The following is a 16,195-nucleotide window of genomic DNA, read 5'->3' on the forward strand; positions in this document are numbered from 1 at the left end:
CAGACCGGAAACCAGAAGGAGTGACGTGATGAAGACGTCGAACCCGGCCTGGAGTGTTTCGGTGTATTGAGGCTGCCTCATGTGCCTCCCTTTGCCGGAACGCGAAGGCGAAGGAGGTGCCAGATGGCACACAAATTTTCGTTTCGATGGATCAGGATAGCCGCGGTCGGCATCGCGCTGGCGCTGTCGACGCTATCGGCGCAGGCGCAATTCATCTGCGGCGGCCACAGTGACCTCGTCGCGGCATTGGCAAAGGCCCTGCAACAAAAGCAGATCGGCTACGGTGTGGTTGGTCAGGCCGCCATTGTCGAGGTCTATGTTTCGGCAAGTGGGACTTGGTCGATGCTGGTGACCGACGTGCAGGGCCGAAGCTGCATTTTCGCAACCGGTGACGGGTGGGAGAATACCGCCATCACCACCACGCAAGGGATCTGACTGCTCAATCAGCGCGTCGCGGCGACCTCGGCATGGCCGCGCAGCAGCGCCATCAGCCGCTTGGCATCCTTGGCGGCTCCCTCCTCGTCGCCGTCGAGGATCGAGCGGATCAGAGCGACATGATGCTCGGCGGATTCGGCCAGGCCCGTATCCGCCTTGTAGCGGAACCAGAAGCGGCGGCTGTGGGTTTGCAGAGGTGCGGCCAACCGGGCGGCGAAGGGGTTGTCAGCAGCCAGCGCCAGGGCCTCGTCGAGCGCCTTGTCGGCCTGGATGAAGGCCAGCACGTTGCCTGAGATGACCGCCTTCTGCATGGCAAGCGCCGCCTCATGAAACAGGTCGGCGGCCTCGCGGGTGACAAAGCGGGCGGCCGAACGGGCAAGCACCACTTCGACGCCGCGCCGGGCGTCGAGCACGCGCAGCCAGTCGCCGGGATGCAGCGGCGCGATCGCGATGCCGGCGCGTGGCCGGACATCCAGCAGCCCTTCCCAAGCCAGCCGCTGGATCGCCTCGCGTACCGGGGTGCGGCCGAGGCCGAGCTTGTCGATCAGCGCGCCTTCGGTGACGAAGCTCGACGGCGCCAGTTCCAGCGTGACGATCATGTGCTCCAGCATGCGATAGGCCTTCGTCGCCGCAGGCTCGAAGGTTGCGTTCGTCTCGATGGATATCAGCGGGGAGATCAATGGCCGGCTCCTGATATATTTTTCATATATCATAATGGAGTCAGCGTTGACAGGCCAGCTCTTAATAGATATACGGCTGATATATCAACTTGGAGAGACAGCCATGTGGACCGGAGTTTTCCCCGCCGTCACGACCAAATTCACTGCCGACGATCGGCTCGACCATGCCGAGATGGAGCGTTGCTTCAACCTGCAGATGGAGGCCGGCTGCGACGGCATCATCGTCTGCGGCTCGCTCGGCGAAGGGCCGATGCTATCGCCTGACGAGAAGATCGAGGTGCTGAAGACGGCGCAGAAAGTCGCTGGCAAGAAGCCGGTGCTGCTGACGGTCAATGAGGCGGGCACCCGGGAAGCGGCCAGCATCGCCAGGCGCGCCGCCAAGGAAGGCGCCAATGGCCTGATGGTGGTGCCGAGCCCGATCTACCACACCAATGCGGAAGAAACGGTGGCGGCTCTGCGCGCGGTCGCCGAGGCCGGCGACCTGCCGGTCATGATCTACTCCAACCGGCTCGCCTACCGCGTCGACGTTACCGTCGACCAGATGGAGGAACTGGCATCGGACAAGCGCTTCGTCGCCATCAAGGAATCCTCCGACGACATCAGGCGCTCGACCGAGATCATCAACCGGCTTGGCGACCGCTACGATCTGTTCACCGGCGTCGACAATCTCGCCTTCGAGGCGCTGTCGGTCGGCGCCATCGGCTGGGTGGCCGGCCTGGTCACCGCCTTCCCACGCGAGACCGTCGCCATCTACCAGCTGATGAGAGAGGGGCGCCGCGAGGAGGCACTCGCCATCTATCGCTGGTTCCGGCCGCTGCTCGACCTCGATGTCTCGACCTATCTGGTCCAAAACATCAAGCTTGCCGAAGTGCTGGCGATTGGTACCAATGACCGGGTGCGCATGCCGCGCCAGCCGCTGTCGGGCGAGCGCCGCAAGGCGGTGGAGAAGATCATACGGGATGCGCTGGCGGTGCGGCCGAAGCTGCCGTCGCTCCAGACGTCTCCTCTATCGGCGGACAAACTGGTGGCAGCCGAGTAAGGGACAGCACCGACGTGCCAGGAAATTCCAAATCCCCGGAACAGGAGCGACGCTCCGCCACTGGGGCACCTTCTCCCCGTTCGCATGGGGAAGGCGAGGACATCGCCATCATCGGCGGCGGCATCATCGGCATCTGCGCGGCGGCCTTCCTTGCCGAGGCAGGGCGGAACGTTACGGTCTTCGACCGAACCGGCATCTGCGAGGAGACGAGCTCCGGCAACGCCGCCGCCTTCGCCTTCTCGGACGTGCTGCCGCTGGCACACAAGGGCATGATCAAGAACCTGCCGAAATGGCTGGCCGATCCGCTCGGTCCGCTCAGCATTCCGCCCGCCTATCTGCCGAAGCTGCTGCCGTGGCTGATCCGCTTCTGGCGCGCCGGCGCGCCGGCGAAATACGAAGCGAGCCTCGCCGCCCAGGCCGGCATGATGAAGCTCGCCGAAGCGGAATGGATGGATCTGCTCGATCGCTCCGGCACGCGGCCGATGCTGCGCGAGGATGGCTCGCTTGAACTCTATGAAAGCGAGGCCGAGTTCCGCGCCTCGCTGTCCGGCTGGGCCGCGCGCGAGCGTTTCGGCATCGGCTTCCGCCATGTCGAGGGTAAGGACCTGGCCGGTTTGCAGCCTGGCCTGTCCCCGCGCTTCATCAAGGGCACCTTCGTGCCGGGCTGGAAGACCGTCTCCGATCCGAAATTGCTTGGCAAGGCGGTGTGGGCCTACGCCGAGGCCAGGGGCGCCCGCTTTGAAATGGCCAGGATCAGCCGGGTCGCGGCGGACCAGGATGGCGCGACGCTGACCCTGGCCGACGGCACGACCAGGCAGGCCAGGCACCTCGTCGTCGCCGCTGGTGCATGGTCGCACCTTTTGGCACGGCAGCTTGGCGACCGCATTCCGCTGGAGACCGAGCGCGGCTACAACACGACGCTGCCCAAAAGCGCCTTCGACGTGAAGCGGCAGCTGATCTTCTCCGGCCATGGCTTCGTCATCACGCCGCTCGAAACGGGCCTGCGCGTCGGCGGCGCCGTCGAACTCGGCGGCATCGAGCGGCCGCCCAACTATGCCAGGTCGAAAGCGCTCCTGCGGAAGGCGCAGCAATTCCTGCCTGGACTCAATCCCTCGGGCGGGCGCGAATGGATGGGGTTCCGGCCCTCGCTGCCGGATTCGGTACCTGTCATCGGCAAGGCGTCGGGAAGCCGGCCGGTGGTCTACGCTTTCGGCCATGGCCATCTCGGCCTGACCCAGGCCGCGGCGACCGGACGGTTGATCCGGGAAATCATTCTGGGGCAGGTTGCGCCTGTTGATCTCGCCCCTTTCAGTCCACAACGGTTTTGAATTTTCGAGGAACGCCATGGCCAGGAAATCCTTCTTCTGCATCGACGGCCACACATGCGGCAATCCGGTCCGGCTGGTCGCCGGCGGCGGCCCGTTGCTCGAGGGCTCGACGATGATGGAACGGCGGGCGCACTTCCTCGCCGAATATGACTGGATCCGCACTGGCCTGATGTTCGAACCGCGCGGTCACGACGTGATGTCGGGTTCGATCCTCTATCCGCCGACGCGCGAGGATTGCGACATAGCCATCCTGTTCATCGAAACCTCGGGCTGCCTGCCGATGTGCGGCCACGGCACCATCGGCACGGTGACGATGGCCATCGAGCATGGGCTGATCAAGCCGAAGACGCCGGGCGTACTGAGGCTCGACACGCCGGCCGGCCTGGTCATCGCCGAATACAAACAGGTCGGCGAGTATGTCGAGGAGGTGCGCATCACCAACGTGCCGTCGTTCCTCTATGCCGAAGGTCTGACGGTCGAATGCCCCGGGCTCGGCGAGATCAGCGTCGATGTCGCCTATGGCGGCAATTTCTACGCCATCGTCGAGCCGCAGAAGAACTATCGCGACATGGCGGACCATTCCGCCGGCGACCTCATCGCCTGGAGCCCGGTGGTGCGGCAGCGGCTCAACGAGAAATACACTTTCGTGCATCCGGAAAACCCCGGCATCAACAAGCTGTCGCATATGCTGTGGACCGGCAAGCCGACGGTGGAAGGGGCCGACGCCCGCAATGCCGTCTTCTACGGCGACAAGGCCATCGACCGCTCACCGTGCGGCACCGGCACTTCGGCGCGCATGGCGCAGCTTCATGCCAAGGGCAAGCTCAAGGCCGGCGACGCCTTCGTGCATGAATCGATCATCGGTTCGCTGTTCAAGGGCAAGGTCGAAAAGGAGGTCACGGTGGCGGGCAAGCCGGCGATCATTCCCTCGATCGGCGGCTGGGCGCGCATGACCGGACTGAATACGATCTTCATCGACGACCGCGATCCGTTCGCGCATGGTTTCGTGGTCAAGTGATACCAGCGGATCGCTGATCATCAGCATCGACCGAGACTGCCCGGCGGAACCAGTCGGCGAAGGTGAGCGCGGCTGATGAGGCATCCACCGACATCGTCAGAAAATAGCTCTTGTCGCGGTTGGTCGAGACATCAGACAGAACCACCAAGTCGCCGCGCTTCAGTTCGTCGCGAAAGACGTCGACCGGACAAAGCGCCACGCCGTGGCCGGCAATGACCGCAGTCGCAAGAATGTTGAAGTCGGCGAAGACGGGTCCGTTGCCGACATCGACATTGGGAAGTCCGGCCTCGGAGAACCATTCGCGCCAGCCCTGCCGGTTTTCGTCATGCAAAAGATCGGCGGCAGCGATATCCGAAGCTGTCCGCAGATGCTGCCTGCCAGCCAGGTAATGCGGACTGCACACCGGCCGGTTGAGGCGTGAAAACAGCTTGAGGCTGGTGACGCCAGGCGTCGGATCGGCTCCGAGCGTGATCAGCACATCGTTCTCACCATCTCCAAGCCTGTCCTCGGCCTTGGCATAAGCGACCCGCATGCCGATATCGGGATGGCTGGCGGTGAAGTCCGGCAGGCGGGGAACCAGCCAGCGGCTGGCGATGGACGGTATGCAGCCGACGGATAGTGTCGCCGACCCCGCATTGCGGCGGATGCGCCGGCATGTGGCCCCAAGCTCGGCAAGGGCTCCGCTCGCCGACGCCTGCAGGATCACGCCGGCATCCGTCAGCCGTACCTTGCGTGCGTCCCGGTGGAACAGAGGCGTGCCCAGCCACTCTTCGAGCCGCCTTATCTGGTGGCTGATGGCCGGATGGGTGACGTGAAGCTCTTCGGCCGCCGCCGAAAAGCTCAAGCGACGGGCGGCGGCCTCAAAGGCGCGGATGGCATTCAGTGGGATATAGTCCATCTGTAAAATTTACTAACACATCAGGTGAGAAGCAATCATTTGAATGTCCGCGCACGTTGCGGCACTCCTGCATCCGTTCCAGCGGCCCTATTGGCATTCCTGGCTCGGGCCACGATCTGCAGGGAAAGAAAACATGTTCACCAGACAATTGGCTGATGTAGAAAAATCTGACTGCTTCGTGGATTGGGGCAATGGCACCAGCCACCGCCTGCTGACACAGCGGGACGGCATGGGCTTCACCGTCTGCCACACTGTCGTGCGCGCCGGCAGCGAATCGCGCCTCCAGTATCGCAGGCATTTCGAGGCCTGCTACTGCATCGCCGGCGCTGGTGAGGTCGAAGACATGTCCGGTGCGGTGCATCGCATCGAGCCGGGCACGATCTATGTGCTCGACGAACATGACGACCACTATCTGCGTGCCGACGCCTCCGGCGATATGATCCTGGTGAGTGTCTTCAATCCTCCCCTTCAGGGCACGGAGCGGCATGCGCTGAGCGAAGACGGGGGATCGGCGTACTGATCGGGAGTAGGGCAATTTCCTCGATCGGCAGCCAGACAGGCGCAGTCGCTTGAATGTGATGCTCGCGGGCGACCGCGATCCATTCGAGCATGGCTTTGAGGCCAGCCAGGAGGAATCCTGACCTTGGGGAAAGGAGTGTGGCGAAAAAACGAACCGTGTCAGGAACGCAACGATTCTTCTTATCACCTAATTTTGACGGCGATTTCTTCGAAACGGGGCGCATGATGCGGCCGAATCGTCAAAGACATTGCGTTATGCCAATGATAGGGTCCGCGGTAGTCCAGGGGTCGGGTGCAAAAAACGGGCGGTCGAAACGACGTGAATCAGAAACACGCGGGGCAGTCAAAAAAATCACGTTGCAATCCGGGCTCGAAACTTTACGACTAGGGGAAATACGAAAAGGAATGCGTCTGCATGGGCGACATTCCAGGGGAGCCATGTACACATGCAGTACTTTGTCCAGCAGCTTATCAATGGGCTGACGCTGGGATCGATCTATGGGCTGATCGCGATCGGCTACACGATGGTCTACGGCATCATCGGCATGATCAACTTCGCCCATGGCGACATTTTCATGGTGGGCGCCTTCACGGCGCTGATCGTCTTCCTCATCCTCGGCGCGATGTTCTATTCGGTGCCCGTGGTCATCGCGCTGCTGGTCATGATGATCGTGGCGATGCTGCTCACCAGCCTCTACAACTGGACGATCGAAAAGGTGGCTTACCGGCCGCTGCGCGGTTCGTTCCGGCTGGCGCCACTGATCACCGCCATCGGCATGTCGATCGCGCTGTCGAACTTCGTCCAGGTGACGCAGGGCCCGCGCAACAAGCCGATCCCGCCGATGGTCAGCCAAGTCTACAACATCGACGGCGTCAGCGTGTCGCTGAAGCAGATCATCATCGTCATCGTCACCGCGCTGCTCCTGGTGCTGTTCTGGTATCTGGTCAACAGAACCTCGCTAGGCCGGGCGCAACGCGCCTGCGAACAGGACCGCAAGATGGCCGCACTGCTCGGCGTCGACGTCGACCGCACCATCTCGATCACCTTCATCATGGGTGCCTCGCTTGCCGCCGTCGCCGGCACGTTGTTCCTGATGTACTATGGCGTGGTGGCTTTCTCCGACGGTTTTGTGCCGGGTGTGAAGGCATTCACCGCGGCGGTGCTTGGCGGCATCGGCTCATTGCCGGGCGCCGTGCTCGGCGGGCTGCTGATCGGCTTCATCGAGAGCATGTGGTCGGCCTATTTCTCGATCGACTACAAGGACGTCGCGGCGTTCTCGATCCTGGCCATCGTGCTGATCTTCCTGCCTTCCGGCATTCTGGGCCGGCCTGAAGTCGAAAAGGTCTGAGATCATGGCCGTTACCATATCTCCGGAGCGCGACATCGTCGCCACCCCCATCCAACGCGCTGTCAAGGAAGCGTTCTATGCCGGCGCCATTGCGCTTGGCCTGTTCGTGCTGTTCATCGGGCTGAAGACCGGTCAGAACATGTCCAATGAACTGGTCCTGACTCAGCGCTGGGGCTTGCTCGCCGCCGTGGTGATCGCCACGGCCGTCGGCCGTTTCCTCTATGTCGCCTATGGCCAGCCCTTCATGGCCAATCAAAAGATCGCCAACGTCGCCACCGGTCTGTTGCCGGCCAGCGTGGGGTCACGGTTCTTTCAGTTGCCTGCGTTCATCGTGGCTGTCGTCGCGGTGGTGCTGCTGTTCGCGTTGAATAGCTCCCTCGCCGGATGGGTGGGGGCAGAACCGGCCGGCTATCTGCAATTCCTGCGCGCCCTGGCGGTCATCTATGTGCTGGCTTGCGTGATCTACTACTTCCGCGCCTTCATTCACGCCAACTTCACCAAATTGGGCATCACGGCGCTGGTGCTGTACCCGATCCTCGTGGTCGCGGTGCTGTCGCTGAACGCCTGGTCGATTGCTGGAGGGCTGCAGGGCTCGCTGAAATGGGTCGACAATTTCGGCATCCAGATCCTGATCTATGTGATGCTGGCCTGGGGACTGAACATCGTCGTTGGCCTTGCCGGCCTGCTCGACCTCGGCTACGTCGCCTTTTATGCGCTTGGCGCCTATGCCTATGCGCTTCTCGCCACGCAATTCGGCCTGTCGTTCTGGATCCTGCTGCCGGCCGCGGGCTGCATGGCGGCGCTGTGGGGGGTGCTGCTCGGTTTCCCCGTGCTGCGCCTGCGCGGCGATTATCTGGCGATCGTGACGCTCGCCTTCGGCGAGATCATCCGCCTGGTGCTGATCAACTGGCGCGAGGTCACCAACGGGTCGGCCGGTATCTCCGGCATTCCCAAGGTTTCCTTCTTCGGCCTGATGACCTTCAACGTGTCGGACCCCAACTACATTGCCAAGGTTCTGCACATTGCGACCTCGAGCGCCTACTACAAGATCTTCCTCTACTATCTGATCCTGGGCCTGTGCCTGCTTACAGCCTTCGTCACCATCAGGCTGCGCCGTCTGCCGGTCGGCCGCGCCTGGGAAGCCTTGCGTGAGGACGAGATCGCCTGCCGCTCGCTCGGCATCAACACCACCACGACCAAGCTGACGGCGTTCGCCACCGGTGCCATGTTCGGTGGTTTCGCCGGCTCGTTCTTCGCGGCCCGGCAAGGCTTCGTCAGTCCCGAATCGTTCGTCTTCCTGGAATCGGCCATCATCCTTGCCATCGTCGTTCTCGGCGGCATGGGCTCGCTGGTTGGTATTGCGGTTGCCGCGATGGTGATGATCGGCGGCACCGAGGCGCTGCGCGAACTCGACTTCCTCAAGCAGATCTTCGGGCCGGACTTCACCCCTGAACTCTACCGCATGCTTCTGTTCGGCATGGCCATGGTCATCGTCATGCTGTGGAAGCCGCGCGGCTTCGTCGGCAGTCGTGAACCGACCGCCTTCCTCAAGGAGCGAAGGGCTGTCTCAAGCTCCTTCACCAAGGAGGGCCACGGCTGATGAATGCGACCACGCAAATGAACGACGCCATCCTGCAGGTCGAACATCTGTCGATGAAGTTCGGTGGCCTGATCGCCATCGGCGACCTCTCCTTCACCGCCAGACGCGGCGAGATCACGGCGCTGATCGGCCCCAACGGCGCCGGCAAGACCACAGTGTTCAACTGCATCACCGGCTTCTACAAGCCGTCCGAAGGCATGATCACGCTCAACCGGGCCGACGGCTCAAGCTATCTGCTGGAGCGGTTGCCCAATCATGAGATCCCGGCGCGCGCCAAGGTGGCGCGCACCTTCCAAAACATCCGCCTGTTCTCGGGCATGACGCTGTTGGAGAACCTTCTGGTTGCCCAGCATAACAAGCTGATGAAGGCATCGGGCTATACGGTGCTTGGCCTGTTCGGCTTCAGCGGCTACCGCAAGGCATCAGCCGAGTCGATGGACCTGGCCAAGCATTGGCTTGAGAAGGCCGATCTCGTCGATCGCGCCGACGATCCGGCCGGCGATCTGCCCTATGGCGCACAGCGGCGCCTCGAGATCGCGCGTGCCATGTGCACGGGTCCGGAGCTTTTGTGTCTCGACGAGCCGGCAGCCGGCCTCAACCCGAAGGAATCGGCGGCGCTCAACGAGCTCTTGATCGACATCAAGAAAAACACCGGCACCTCGATTCTTCTGATCGAGCACGACATGTCGGTGGTCATGCAGATTTCCGACCATGTCGTGGTGCTGGAATATGGCCGCAAGATCTCCGACGGCAATCCGCAATCGGTGCGCACCGATCCACGCGTCATCGCGGCCTATCTCGGCGTCGACGACGAGGAGGTCGAGACTGTGCTGACCGAGGTCGGTGACGAGGACGTCATCGAGCAGCTCGACATAGGTCCGGATGCCGCGCATGGCCCGGGGACATCGTCTTCATACCTGGCCGGACCGGTGAGCGACACCGTAGGCCACAGCGAGGGCGAGCGCGTCACGGTGTCGAAGGGTGCCTCGAAGGCGGCGCAGGTCGATGCAAAGGCCAATCTGCCAAGAAAGCCGTCCGAGCGGGCCACGGCCAAGCCGACCGGAAAAGCCTCGACAGCCAAGCCGCGTGGAGGGCGTAAATAATGGCCGGGACAACGCTGCTCGATATCAAGGGCGTGGAGACCTACTATGGCAATATCCGGGCGCTGAACGGCGTCGATGTCTCCGTCAAGGAGGGCGAGATCGTCGCGCTGATCGGCGCCAACGGCGCCGGCAAATCGACGCTGATGATGACCATTTTCGGGGCCCCGCGTGCCCGCACCGGTACAATCACCTTCGCCGGCACCGACATCACCCAGTTGCCGACGCATGAGATCGCACGCATGCGCATCGCCCAATCGCCGGAAGGTCGCCGCATCTTCCCGCGCATGACGGTGATGGAAAACCTGCAGATGGGCGCCAGCCTCGACAACCTCAAGCACTATGACGAGGACGTCGAGAAGGTGTTCACGCTGTTCCCGCGGCTCAAGGAGCGTATCGCCCAGCGCGGCGGCACGCTGTCGGGCGGCGAGCAGCAGATGCTGTCGATCGGACGCGCGCTGATGGCGCGACCGAAACTGCTGCTGCTCGACGAGCCGTCGCTGGGGCTGGCGCCGCTGATCGTCAAGCAGATCTTCGACGCCATCCGCGAGTTGAACCGCACGCAAGGGCTGACCGTGTTCCTGGTCGAGCAGAACGCGTTCGGAGCGCTGAAGCTCGCGACGCGCGGCTACGTCATGGTCAACGGCAATGTGACGATGAGCGGCACCGGCAAGGAACTGCTCGCCAATCCCGAAGTGCGCGCCGCCTATCTCGAAGGCGGACATCACTGAGTTCAGGAGTCCTTACCATGCAAGGCATTCTCTACGAGGAACCGTCAATCTGGCAGTTCTTCTTCGTCACCTGCCTGCTCGGCGGCTGGGCGGCCTGGATGACCGGCAAGGCCAGCGCCCAGACATGGCGCTCCTTCATCCAGCTGTTCGCCTATCTGCTGGGTCTCGGCATCGGCATCCGCTTCATCCATCATGCGCTGTTCGGCGGCACGATGTTCTCGCTGCACTACTATATCGTCGACACCATCGTGCTGATGATATTGGGCTTCGTCGGCTATCAATACACACGAACAAACCAGATGGTCACACAGTATAATTGGCTCTACGAAAGAGCTTCAATCTTGAGCTGGAAACCGAAAGGTTGACGTTCATCATTAACGCCGCGTCATGGATGAATCGGCGTGACAAGTGCCTGAAAATCGGCAAACTATGCTTTCTGCGATAAGGGTGGGCATCGCATGAAAGCTTCATCCACGCCCACTCCGTTAATGGGAGCGTTTAAATGAAAAAGACACTTTTGTCCGCCGTCGCCCTGACCGCGCTGGTCGCGTTCGGTGGCAACGCGTGGGCTGATGTAATGTTCGGCGTTGCCGGTCCGATCACCGGTCCGAACGCGGCCTTCGGCGCACAGCTGCAGAAGGGCGCGGAGGCGGCGGTCGCCGAGATCAACGCCAAGGGCGGCATCAACGGCGAGCAGATCAAGCTCGAAGTCGGCGACGACGTCTCCGATCCGAAGCAAGGTATCTCGGTCGCCAACAAGTTCGTCGGCGACGGCGTCAAGTTCGTGATCGGCCACTTCAACTCGGGCGTCTCGATCCCGGCCTCGGAAGTCTACGCCGAAAACAACATCGTCGAAATCACCCCGGCCGCGACCAACCCGAAGTTCACCGAGCGTGGCCTGTGGAACGTGTTCCGCACCTGCGGACGTGACGATCAGCAGGGGGCCATCGCCGGCGCCTACATCGCCGCGAACTTCAAGGATGCCAAGGTCGCCGTCGTGCACGACAAGACCCCTTATGGCCAGGGCCTCGCTGATGAAACCAAGAAGGCGATGAATGCAGCCGGCGTCAAGGAAGTGATGTATGAAGGCGTCAATGTCGGCGACAAGGACTTCTCGGCGCTCATCGCCAAGATGAAGGAAGCCGGCGTCACCCTGATCTACTGGGGCGGCCTGCATACCGAAGCCGGCCTCATCATCCGCCAGTCGGCGGACCAGGGCCTCAAGGCACCGATGATGTCGGGTGACGGCATCGTGACGGACGAACTCGCCGCGATCGCGGGCGACGCCGTCGCCGGCACGCTCAACACGTTCGGACCCGATCCGCGCCTGATCCCGGCCAACAAGGAACTCGTCGAGAAGTTCCGTGCGCAGGGCTTCGAGCCGGAAGCCTACACGCTCTACGCCTACGCCGCCGTGCAGGTGGTCGCCGAGGCGGCCGCTGCCGCCAAGTCGAACGACCCGCAGGCCGTTGCCAAGGTGATGCATGAAAGCGGCCCGTTCCCGACCGTTCTGGGCGATCTCGCCTATGACGCCAAGGGCGACCCGAAGCTGCCGGGCTACATCATGTACGAGTGGAAGAAGAAGGACGACGGAAAGTATTCCTGGTTCCCGAAATAAGCTGCTCAGGCAGGTCTGATATCGATGATGCCCGGCGCGTTGCGCCGGGCATTTTCTTTGGCACTCTGCGGCGGCCGATGACCATCCTTGCCGCTTTTCCAGGCGGAAGAGATCGCATCCAGGATCGAAATTGTCGTCCTTGTTCCGTCCGTTCGGGCCGGGGCGTGCGAGTGTTGGCCGGATAATTGATTTAAATCGGTTTAAATCAGCGTTGATTTTGTTTGCACTGCAGCATTTTCACGCTAATCATTGCACCGATTTCCCGTCCCTTCCGCTGCTGGAGCCCAGTCCTTGGCCATCACGAAGATCCTCGTCGCCAACCGGTCAGAAATCGCCATCCGCGTCTTTCGCGCGGCCAACGAGCTGGGCCTCAAAACCGTGGCGATCTGGGCCGAGGAAGACAAATATTCGTTGCACCGCTTCAAGGCCGATGAGAGCTACCAGGTCGGGCGCGGGCCGCACCTGAACAAGGACATGGGGCCGATCGAGAGTTATCTGTCGATCGAGGAGGTGATCCGCGTCGCCAGGCTTTCAGGCGCCGATGCCATCCACCCCGGCTACGGCCTTCTGTCGGAAAGCCCCGAATTCGCCGAAGCCTGCGCGCAGGCCGGCATCACCTTCATCGGCCCGAAGCCGGACACGATGCGACGCCTCGGCAACAAGGTCGCGGCGCGCAACCTCGCCATCGAGGTCGGCGTGCCGGTCATCCCCGCCACCGATCCGTTGCCGGATGATATGGAGGTGGTCAAGAAACTGGCCAAGGAGATCGGCTATCCGGTGATGTTGAAGGCTTCGTGGGGCGGCGGCGGGCGCGGCATGCGCGCCATCCGCGCCGAGGCCGATCTCGCCCGGGAAGTCACGGAAGGCAAGCGCGAGGCGAAGGCCGCCTTCGGCAAGGACGAGGTCTATCTCGAAAAGCTGATAGAGCGCGCCCGCCACGTCGAGGTGCAGGTGCTCGGCGATACCCACGGCAATGTCGTGCACCTGTTCGAGCGCGACTGCTCGATCCAGCGCCGCAACCAGAAGGTCGTCGAACGGGCGCCCGCACCCTATCTCGAAATGTCGCAGCGCGAGGAGCTTTGCGGCTACGCGCTGAAGATCGCGCGCGAGACCAGCTATATCGGCGCCGGCACGGTCGAGTTCCTGCAGGACGCCGATACCGGGAAATTCTATTTCATCGAGGTCAATCCGCGCATCCAGGTCGAGCATACCGTCACCGAGCAGGTGACCGGCATCGATATCGTCAAGGCGCAGATCCACATCCTCGACGGCTTCGCCATCGGCACAGCGCAATCGGGCGTGCCGGCGCAGAAGGACATCAGGCTGAACGGCCATGCCTTGCAGTGCCGCATCACCACCGAGGACCCCGAGCACAATTTCATTCCGGATTACGGCCGCATCACCGCCTATCGCGGCGCCACCGGCTTCGGCATCCGGCTGGATGGCGGTACCGCCTATTCCGGCGCGGTCATCACCCGCTTCTACGATCCGCTGCTGGAGAAGGTGACGGCTTGGGCGCCGACGCCGGCAGAGACGATCGCCCGCATGAACCGCGCGCTGCGCGAATTCCGCATCCGCGGCGTCGCCACCAACCTGACCTTCCTCGAAGCGATCATCAACCACCCGAGCTTCGCCGACAATTCCTACACGACCAAGTTCATCGACACGACGCCGGAGCTGTTCCAGCAGGTCAAGCGGCAGGACCGCGCGACCAAGCTCATCAACTATCTGGCCGATGTCAGCGTCAACGGCCATCCCGAGACGCGCGGCCGGCCGATGCCGAAGGCCGATGCGGCCGCACCCGTGGTGCCCTACCTCAACGGCAACGTGCCCGGCGGCAGCAAGCAGAAGCTCGATGTGCTCGGCCCGGAAAAATTCGCCGGCTGGATGCGCGAGCAGAAGGAAGTTCTGGTCACCGACACGACGATGCGCGACGGCCACCAGTCGCTGCTCGCTACGCGCATGCGCACGCACGACATCGCCAATATCGCCGGCACCTATGCGCGCGCCCTGCCGCAGCTTCTGTCGCTGGAATGCTGGGGTGGCGCGACGTTCGACGTCGCCATGCGCTTCCTCACCGAGGATCCGTGGGAGCGGCTGAGCAAAGTGCGGGAGGCGGCGCCCAATCTGTTGCTGCAGATGCTGCTGCGCGGCGCCAACGGCGTCGGCTACACCAATTATCCCGACAATGTCGTGCAGCATTTCGTCAAGCAGGCGGCTGCCGGGGGCATCGATCTGTTCCGCGTCTTCGACTGCCTGAACTGGGTCGAGAACATGCGCGTCGCCATGGACGCGGTCGGTGCCGAAGGCAAGCTGTGTGAGGCGGCGATGTGCTACACCGGCGACATTCTCGATCCGGCGCGGGCCAAGTACGACCTGAAATATTATGTCGGGCTGGCCGGCGAATTGCAGGCCGCCGGTGCCCATATCATCGCGGTGAAGGACATGGCCGGCCTCTTGAAGCCGGCAGCGGCCCGCGTGCTGTTCAAGGCGCTGCGCGAGGCGACCGACCTGCCGATCCATTTCCACACCCACGACACGTCGGGCCTGTCGGCGGCGACCGTGCTGGCGGCGGTGGAGAGCGGCGTCGACGCCATCGACGCGGCGATGGATGCCTTTTCCGGCAACACGTCGCAGCCTTGCCTGGGCTCGATCGTCGAGGCGCTGAAGGGCACCGAGCGCGACCCGGGCCTCGACCCGCAATGGATCCGCAAAATCTCGTTCTACTGGGAAGCGGTGCGCAACCAGTACGCCGCCTTCGAAAGCGACCTCAAGGGGCCGGCCTCGGAAGTCTATCTGCACGAAATGCCAGGTGGGCAGTTCACCAACCTCAAGGAACAGGCGCGCTCGCTCGGGCTGGAGACACGCTGGCACGAGGTCGCGCAGACCTATCACGATGTCAATCTGATGTTCGGCGACATCGTCAAGGTGACGCCGTCGTCCAAGGTCGTCGGCGACATGGCGTTGATGATGGTGAGCCAGGATCTGACCGTCGCCGATGTCGAGAACCCGGCCAGGGACATCGCCTTCCCGGACTCGGTCGTCTCGATGCTTCGCGGCGATCTCGGCCAGTCGCCCGGCGGCTGGCCGGCGGCGCTGCAGAAGAAGGCGCTGAAGGGCGACAAGCCGATCACGGCACGGCCCGGTTCGCTCTTGAAGCCGGCCGATCTCAAGGCAAGCCGCAAGGAGATCGAGGAGAAGCTCGAGCGCAAGCTCTCGGAATACGAGTTCGCCTCGTGGCTGATGTATCCGAAGGTGTTCACCGACTTCGCCGGCGCGCAGGAGACCTACGGCCCGGTCAGCGTCCTGCCGACGCCGACCTATTTCTACGGCATGAAGTCCGAAGACGAGATCTTCGTCGACATCGAGAAGGGCAAGACGCTGGTGGTACGCTGCCTTGCCATCGGCGATGTCGACGACAAGGGCATGGTCACCGTGTTCTTCGAGCTCAACGGCCAGCCGCGGCGCGTCAAGGTGCCGGACCGGGCGCATGGCGCCTCCGCCGCCAAGGCGCGGCGCAAGGCCGAGCCGGGCAACGAGGCGCATGTCGGCGCGCCGATGCCAGGCGTGGTCTCGGCACTTTCGGTCGCCGCCGGCCAGGCGGTGAAGGCTGGTGACGTGCTTCTCTCCATCGAAGCGATGAAGATGGAGACGGCGCTGCATGCCGAGCGCGACGGCACCGTCGCCGAGGTGCTGGTCAAGGCCGGCGACCAGATCGATGCCAAGGATCTGTTGATCGCGTTCGCTTAAGCGTCCGCAAAGAACGGGCGGGCTGTCGGCTTCTGTCGGCAGCCCTGGTGAGCTGTTCGATAACAGCTTGACCCGCCGCCGCCGGTCGGGCATCGAACCGGCTCGAATTTGCCGCCGTCTCTCCCCGAGT

General features: G+C 62.9%; 12 protein-coding genes and 3 pseudogenes. 13 read left to right on the forward strand and 2 right to left on the reverse strand.

Annotation, left to right across the window (positions count from 1 at the left end; all coding sequences use genetic code 11):
• Positions 1-123: 123 nt before the first annotated feature.
• On the forward strand, positions 124-435 hold the full coding sequence (locus AC04SF_RS20265) for a hypothetical protein (RefSeq protein WP_202352352.1): 312 nt from the start codon (positions 124-126) through the stop codon (positions 433-435).
• 8 nt (positions 436-443) lie between these two features.
• Here AC04SF_RS20265 and AC04SF_RS20270 read toward each other — a convergent pair whose 3' ends face one another.
• Positions 444-1,148: a GntR family transcriptional regulator gene (locus AC04SF_RS20270; protein WP_488479261.1), complete on the reverse strand. Its 705-nt coding sequence runs from the start codon at positions 1,146-1,148 to the stop codon at positions 444-446.
• Between the two features lie 70 nt (positions 1,149-1,218).
• Between AC04SF_RS20270 and AC04SF_RS20275 the strand changes: the two genes are divergently transcribed.
• Genes AC04SF_RS20275 through AC04SF_RS20285 form a run of 3 tightly spaced genes read left to right on the forward strand, consistent with a single transcriptional unit; the run spans position 1,219 to position 4,500 of the window.
• Positions 1,219-2,154, forward strand: coding sequence for a dihydrodipicolinate synthase family protein (locus AC04SF_RS20275; RefSeq protein WP_202352354.1), 936 nt, complete (start codon positions 1,219-1,221; stop codon positions 2,152-2,154).
• 14 nt (positions 2,155-2,168) lie between these two features.
• Entirely contained in the window at positions 2,169-3,482 is a 1,314-nt protein-coding gene (locus AC04SF_RS20280) for an NAD(P)/FAD-dependent oxidoreductase (protein ID WP_488479262.1), read from the forward strand.
• Between the two features lie 16 nt (positions 3,483-3,498).
• Entirely contained in the window at positions 3,499-4,500 is a 1,002-nt protein-coding gene (locus AC04SF_RS20285; RefSeq protein ID WP_488479263.1) for a 4-hydroxyproline epimerase, read from the forward strand.
• Here the strand turns inward: AC04SF_RS20285 and AC04SF_RS20290 are convergent.
• Entirely contained in the window at positions 4,493-5,398 is a 906-nt protein-coding gene (locus tag AC04SF_RS20290) for a LysR substrate-binding domain-containing protein (protein WP_488479264.1), read from the reverse strand. The two genes, AC04SF_RS20285 and AC04SF_RS20290, sit on opposite strands and share 8 nt — an antisense overlap.
• A gap of 133 nt (positions 5,399-5,531) precedes the next feature.
• On the opposite strand from AC04SF_RS20290, the gene AC04SF_RS20295 reads away from it, so the two are divergent.
• From AC04SF_RS20295 to pyc, 9 genes and pseudogenes are all read left to right on the forward strand, one after another.
• Entirely contained in the window at positions 5,532-5,918 is a 387-nt protein-coding gene (locus AC04SF_RS20295; protein ID WP_488479265.1) for an ectoine synthase, read from the forward strand.
• Positions 5,919-6,363: 445 nt separating this feature from the next.
• Positions 6,364-7,266 (forward strand): branched-chain amino acid ABC transporter permease, encoded by a 903-nt coding sequence (locus AC04SF_RS20300; RefSeq protein WP_096451310.1) that lies wholly within the window; start codon positions 6,364-6,366, stop codon positions 7,264-7,266.
• A gap of 4 nt (positions 7,267-7,270) precedes the next feature.
• A pseudogene (locus AC04SF_RS20305) lies at positions 7,271-7,597 on the forward strand (DUF3382 domain-containing protein); the annotation flags it as partial.
• Positions 7,598-7,741: 144 nt separating this feature from the next.
• Positions 7,742-8,866 (forward strand): annotated as a pseudogene (gene livM / locus AC04SF_RS20310) (high-affinity branched-chain amino acid ABC transporter permease LivM); the annotation flags it as partial.
• Positions 8,866-9,951: pseudogene (locus AC04SF_RS20315) on the forward strand (ABC transporter ATP-binding protein); the annotation flags it as partial. The pseudogenes livM and AC04SF_RS20315, both read left to right, overlap by 1 nt.
• A 17-nt stretch (positions 9,952-9,968) precedes the next feature.
• Complete coding sequence (locus AC04SF_RS20320; RefSeq protein ID WP_096451304.1) at positions 9,969-10,697, forward strand: ABC transporter ATP-binding protein; 729 nt, start codon at positions 9,969-9,971, stop codon at positions 10,695-10,697.
• Between the two features lie 17 nt (positions 10,698-10,714).
• Positions 10,715-11,062, forward strand: coding sequence for a DUF6867 family protein (locus tag AC04SF_RS20325; protein ID WP_488479266.1), 348 nt, complete (start codon positions 10,715-10,717; stop codon positions 11,060-11,062).
• 137 nt (positions 11,063-11,199) lie between these two features.
• The gene (locus tag AC04SF_RS20330; RefSeq protein ID WP_096451302.1) at positions 11,200-12,315 is read left to right on the forward strand and encodes a branched-chain amino acid ABC transporter substrate-binding protein; all 1,116 of its coding nucleotides are present in this window, start codon (positions 11,200-11,202) and stop codon (positions 12,313-12,315) included.
• A 291-nt stretch (positions 12,316-12,606) separates the two neighbouring features.
• Positions 12,607-16,065, forward strand: a complete 3,459-nt coding sequence (pyc, locus tag AC04SF_RS20335) for a pyruvate carboxylase (protein WP_488479267.1) — start codon at positions 12,607-12,609, stop codon at positions 16,063-16,065.
• Positions 16,066-16,195: the final 130 nt, after the last annotated feature.

The sequence above is a fragment of the Mesorhizobium sp. CNPSo 4671 genome, from assembly GCF_057784245.1.

Coding starts and splice junctions, on each gene's coding strand:
- AC04SF_RS20265 (WP_202352352.1), top strand. CDS start 124: ATGGCACACAAATTTTCGTTTCGATGGATCAGGATAGCCGCGGTCGGC.
- AC04SF_RS20270 (WP_488479261.1), bottom strand. CDS start 1,148: ATGATATATGAAAAATATATCAGGAGCCGGCCATTGATCTCCCCGCTG.
- AC04SF_RS20275 (WP_202352354.1), top strand. CDS start 1,219: ATGTGGACCGGAGTTTTCCCCGCCGTCACGACCAAATTCACTGCCGAC.
- AC04SF_RS20285 (WP_488479263.1), top strand. CDS start 3,499: ATGGCCAGGAAATCCTTCTTCTGCATCGACGGCCACACATGCGGCAAT.
- AC04SF_RS20290 (WP_488479264.1), bottom strand. CDS start 5,398: ATGGACTATATCCCACTGAATGCCATCCGCGCCTTTGAGGCCGCCGCC.
- AC04SF_RS20295 (WP_488479265.1), top strand. CDS start 5,532: ATGTTCACCAGACAATTGGCTGATGTAGAAAAATCTGACTGCTTCGTG.
- AC04SF_RS20300 (WP_096451310.1), top strand. CDS start 6,364: ATGCAGTACTTTGTCCAGCAGCTTATCAATGGGCTGACGCTGGGATCG.
- AC04SF_RS20320 (WP_096451304.1), top strand. CDS start 9,969: ATGGCCGGGACAACGCTGCTCGATATCAAGGGCGTGGAGACCTACTAT.
- AC04SF_RS20325 (WP_488479266.1), top strand. CDS start 10,715: ATGCAAGGCATTCTCTACGAGGAACCGTCAATCTGGCAGTTCTTCTTC.
- AC04SF_RS20330 (WP_096451302.1), top strand. CDS start 11,200: ATGAAAAAGACACTTTTGTCCGCCGTCGCCCTGACCGCGCTGGTCGCG.